The following is a 5090-nucleotide window of genomic DNA, read 5'->3' on the forward strand; positions in this document are numbered from 1 at the left end:
TTGGCCACGATCTGGGTGGTCTGATTGACGATGGTGGGGATCAGCGTGGAGATGAACGCAGCGATCAGCCCGGCCAGCAGCAGCACCACAATGATGACGCCGGCCGGACGCGGGAGCCCCTTGCGTTCAAGCCACCGGACGATCGGATCCAGCCCCAGGGCAATGAACAGCGCCGCCGCAATCCACGCCAGCAGTTCCCCCACATTGGTGAGCACAAAGTAGAGCAGCAGGGCGAAACCCACGCCGACCGTGGCCATGAACCCAAAGTGAATCGGATGCCGCGCGGGGGAGAACTCTGACCTCGCGGGCTCAGGACGCGCACCGGCCGGAGCGTCATCTTCGGGCGGCATTTCGAAACGGATGCGTGGCCGCGCGCGGGGCATTGACGCCCCGATACGCCCGAGGGCGCCCAGGACTGCACGCCGGCGCGCCGCCGTCACAGGCACCGAGGGCACCGCCCCGGCCCGCTCGTTCGCAGCCGGCTGCCGGCCCTCGGCGGCCGATCCGCCTCCTCCGGCACGCTCATCGGCAGCAGCCCGCCGGCCCTCGGCGGCCGATCCGCCTCCGGCCGGGGGCATCGGGCTGTCCCGGTGTTCGCTCACGCCAGATCCTCTCTTCCGCCTGCAGCCACTGAAGCTGCGGGCGGGCGCTTCTGTCGCGCGGTAAACAGCATAGGCGCAGGACACGGGCAATTCTGAGCGAAAGACTACCAGTCCGCCGGGCTGAGGCAGCGGATGTCCCGGCATCAGGGACAGCGATCATGGCCGGGTGAATCGGGCCTCGCCCGAACGGCACACGCGGTTCGTTACCATAGGGTTATAAAGTTTGACCGATGGCGGGCAACCGGCCGGCCCCTGAAGGCTTGGGCGGACCTGCAGCCCTTCCTTCCTGCAGCGATCGACGATTGGTATTTTTGTGCGTTTCAAGATTTCAGTAGCCCTGATGGTGATCGGGCTGTTGGCCATCGCGCTGGGCATTGCGCAGCGGACCGTCTGGGCACCGCCGGAGCGGGCGTCAGCCAGCTATACGGCAGCGGATGCCACCGCGCCGGTGACCGTCATCGAACCGGAAGTCTTTGGTGTCCACGAAGAAGAAGTGGACGTTACGGTGGAGGCCGACGGCGAGTTCCTGCTGGCCATCGGCCGGGCCGGCGACGTTGACGCCTGGGTCGGGGAGGCGGCGCACACCTCCCTGACCGGCATCGAGGACGGCGAGCTGCAGGGGACAGTGACCGAGGGCGAGGCCAAGGTGCCCAACCCGGCCGGATCGGATCTGTGGGTGAGCCAGCAGCAGGGCAAGGGCACTGTTGAGCACCGCTGGCTGGCACCGGCCGACGGGGAATGGTCCATCCTGCTGGCCGCCGACGGCACCCAGCCAGCACCCACCACCGTGACCATCACCTGGCCCAACGACACCTCCGTGCCGTGGTCGCTGGCGCTGCTCATCATCGGAGCCCTGCTGCTGGTGCTCGGGGTGGCGATGGCCGTAGTGTCCCGACGCCCGAACCGTCCGGGCACCGGTGACGATGCAGGCCCCGGAAACGGGAGCGGAACCGACAGCCCCGCCGCAGGGGGACCGGCGACGGCGCCGCTGGGCCGTTCCGGCGGCAGCGTTCCGGTTGGCACCGTTGATGGAACCGTGGCCGGGGCGCCCGGCGCGTCTGGCGCGGCCAAGCCGGACGAGAGCGGCCGGGCAGCGGGCCGCCGATCCCTGATGGTCCGCCCTGCGCTGGGCCTGCGTGCCGCAGCCGCGGCGGGCGCCGCCGTCGTACTTGCCACCGGTTCGGTGCTCCCCGCCCAGGCAGCTCCATCCCCGGAAGCCGGGGAAGCCGCCGGCTACCCGGTGGTCTTGGAGGGCCAGCTGACACGGATCATGGATTCGGTCGCAGCCGCAGTGAAGGCTGCCGACTCGGCGCAGGACGCCGGCAAGCTGAAAGCGCGGGTCGCCGGAGCTGCGCTGACGGTCCGCGAGGCCAATTACACGGTGCGGGCTGAAAACGGCAAGGCCGCGGCTCCCGTGCCGGTGGCTGCCGGGCCCATCCTGACCTCGATGGTCAGCACCAGCGCAGAGTGGCCACGGACCGTTGTGACGGTCACCGAAGGCGAGGACAACCCCGTTCCGCAGGTGATCGTGCTGGTGCAGCAGGATCCGCGCTCGAACTACCGGATGGAGGGTGCGCTGCAGATGCTGCCGGGTACCACCTTCCCGCAGGTCTCCACCGAGAGCGGTGGCACCCCGGCGGTACCGCTGGACGCTGGGGACGGCTTGCTCTACTCGCCGCAGAAGGCCGTTCAGATGGTCGCCGACAACCTCGATGACGGCGCGCATAAGGGCAAGATCGGAAAGAACACGTTCTCCGAGCAGATCCAGGCGTTCCAAAAAGACCAGGTCGAATCCAATGAAAATGCCGATATCTCCTTCAGCCGGAGCATCGACGGCAAGTCACTCAGGGCGCTGCGCACCGCAGACGGCGGTGCCGTGGTGGCCGGCCACATGAAGTCCGTGATGAGCAGCCTTCCTGCCGAAGCCGGTGCCACGGTGGAACTCTCTCCCGAGTTTGCAGCACTGGCAGGGGAGGACTCCACGACTAAAGGCGTGGACGTGACCTATGGCGAATCGGTCTTCCTGTACGTTCCGCCGGCCGGTTCAAAGGAACTGCTCACCGTGGTGGGCGTTGCCCAGGGCCTGGTGGACGCCAAACTGAAGTAGCATCGGCCTGACCGGGCGGGCACCGCCGGCCCGGTCAGGAAATTCCTGACCCCGACCAAGACGTATTAGTGTGATGCCATGACCACTCCAACTCCAGGACAGGGCCCCGCGCCGTCTCCCATCAGCCTGCGCGGTGCTGTTGACCTGTCCGCGCTGAAAAAGCCGCAGCCGCCGGCAGGGGGCATGCCGGCACCCGGGGCGCCCGGCGAAGGCGAAACCGCCGGCTACACCGTCGAGGTCAACGAGCAGAGCTTCCAGGCGCTCGTGCAGCTTTCCGCCCAGGTCCCCGTGATCGTTGAACTGACCGCGTCATGGAGCGACCTCGCCCAGCAACTGGCGGCCACCATGGCGGAGGTCGTGAACGAGTACGCGGGCCGTTTCGTGCTGGCCCGGGTGGACGTCGATGCCAGTCCGGGCATCGCGCAGGCCTTCCAGTTGCAGAGCGTGCCGGCTGTCGTCGCGCTCTTGAAGGGACAGCCGATCCCGTTGTTCCAGGGTGCAGCATCCGCCGAAGAGCTGCGGCAGTTTGTCGATGAGCTGCTCAAAGTCGCACAGGCCAATGGCGTGACCGGCACCGCCCCGGGGGCAGCTGACGCTCCGGCCGAGGAAGAGAAGCCGCTGCCACCGCTGCATCAGGAAGCGTTCGACGCCATCGAGGCCGGCGATTACGGGCGCGCGGCTGAGGCCTACGAGAAGGCGCTGGCCGAACAGCCGGCGGACAACGAGGCCCGCACCGGGCTGTACCAGGTCCAGCTGCTGCAGCGGCTGCAGGGGGCAGACGCCCAGGCGCTGCGGGCCGCTGCCGCGGACCAGCCGGATGACCTGCAGGCGCAGCTGGCCGTAGCCGACCTGGATGTCTCCGGCGGCCATGTCGAGGACGCCTTCGCCCGCCTTGTCGGATTCATCAGCCGCCATGCCGGGGACGAGCGGGAAACTGCCCGGGCACGGCTCGTGGAGCTGTTCGATGTGGTGGGCAGCGCAGATCCGCGGGTCTCCAAGGCCCGGCAGGCTTTGGCCAGGGCGCTCTTTTAGCATGGGGCTTCCTGTGGGTAGCGGCCTGTTCGAACCGCTGAAACTGCGCGGCTTACAGCTGAGGCACCGCGGCTGGGTGGCGCCCATGTGCCAATACTCGGTGCGGCCGGAGGATGCGCCCGGGACGCCGAACGACTGGCACCTCATGCATCTGGGCCAGTTCGCCGCCGGCGGTGCGGCGCTGATCCTCACCGAGGCGACTGCGGTCAACGCGACCGGCCGGATCAGTCCGGAAGACACCGGCATCTGGACCGACGCGCAGGCCCAGGTGTGGAGCCGGATCACCGAGTTCGTGCACCGCCACGGCTCGGCGGACACCAAGATCGGCATTCAGCTGGCCCACGCCGGGCGCAAGGCCTCGACCTACGCGCCCTTCGCCCGGGAATCCGGATCCGTCCCGCAGGCCCAAGGTGGCTGGCAATCCGTGGGCCCGACCGCCGAGGCGTTCGGACGCTACGATGCGCCGGCTGCCCTGGACGAGTCCGGCATCCGCCAAGTCATCGCCGATTTCCGGGACGCCGCAGCACGTGCCGTCTGGGCCGGCTTCGACACCATGGAAATCCATGGGGCCCACGGCTACCTGCTGCACCAGTTCCTCTCGCCGCTGGTCAACACCCGGACCGACGACTGGGGCGGTACGGCAGCCAAGCGTGCGCGGCTGCTGCTCGAGGTGGTCGACGCCGTCCGCGGCGTCATTCCCGACGCCATGCCGCTGCTGCTCCGCGTTTCCGCCACCGACTGGGCAGACGGCGGTTTGGAGCCGGATGCTGTGGCCGACGTTGTGGCGCAGGCAGCTGCCCGCGGGGTGGACCTGGTGGACGTCTCCAGCGGCGGTGCGGTGCATGGGGTCAAAATTCCGCTGCGGCCGGGCTACCAAGTGCCTTTCGCTGCCGCCATCAGGCGCCAGAGCGGCGTCCCGACGGGTGCCGTCGGTCTGATCACCGGGGCAGCGCAGGCCGACTCCATCATCACTGAGGGCGCGGCAGACGCGGTACTGCTCGCACGGGCGGCACTGCGGGACCCGCACTGGTGGCAGCGCGCCGCCGTCGAATTGGGCCACGAACTGGCCTGGGCGCCGCAGTACGAGCGTGCCGCCGTGACGGAGAATTATTAGTCCTTGCGGATGATGCCGGGGCGAACACTGCGTTGTTAGCGTGGTCCTATGACTTCGCACCCATCACAACCTCCGGTCCAGCAGCCGGACGACCAGGACGGCGGCCCGGTAGCCGCCCCGGACGGCGGCGGACCCGCCCTGGCGTCGCCGGCGCCGGTACCCGCACCGGGTGTCGGCGCTGAACCGGCTCCCGCGGCCGTCCACGCCCGCACCGGCCAGGCGCCCGTTCCCGCCC

4 protein-coding genes are annotated in these 5090 nt (G+C 69.0%); 3 read left to right on the plus strand and 1 reads right to left on the minus strand.

Annotation, left to right across the window (positions count from 1 at the left end; translation table 11 throughout):
- Nucleotides 1-602 (minus strand): AI-2E family transporter (locus AC5RWT_RS34320; RefSeq protein ID WP_494084123.1); only part of this gene is annotated, 602 nt, incomplete at its 3' end.
- Between the two features lie 313 nt (nucleotides 603-915).
- Between AC5RWT_RS34320 and AC5RWT_RS34325 the strand changes: the two genes are divergently transcribed.
- The 3 genes from AC5RWT_RS34325 to AC5RWT_RS34335 all read left to right on the plus strand — a co-directional run bounded on the left by AC5RWT_RS34325 (nucleotide 916) and on the right by AC5RWT_RS34335 (nucleotide 4855).
- Nucleotides 916-2709 carry a DUF8094 domain-containing protein gene (locus AC5RWT_RS34325; RefSeq protein WP_494084124.1) on the plus strand — a complete coding sequence of 598 codons (1794 nt, stop codon included), beginning with the start codon at nucleotides 916-918 and terminating at the stop codon, nucleotides 2707-2709.
- 78 nt (nucleotides 2710-2787) lie between these two features.
- Complete coding sequence (locus AC5RWT_RS34330) at nucleotides 2788-3741, plus strand: tetratricopeptide repeat protein (RefSeq protein WP_494084125.1); 954 nt, start codon at nucleotides 2788-2790, stop codon at nucleotides 3739-3741.
- A gap of 13 nt (nucleotides 3742-3754) precedes the next feature.
- Nucleotides 3755-4855: an NADH:flavin oxidoreductase/NADH oxidase gene (locus tag AC5RWT_RS34335; protein WP_494084126.1), complete on the plus strand. Its 1101-nt coding sequence runs from the start codon at nucleotides 3755-3757 to the stop codon at nucleotides 4853-4855.
- Nucleotides 4856-5090 lie beyond the last annotated feature (235 nt).

It is taken from the genome of Arthrobacter sp. Dra40 (assembly GCF_059091905.1).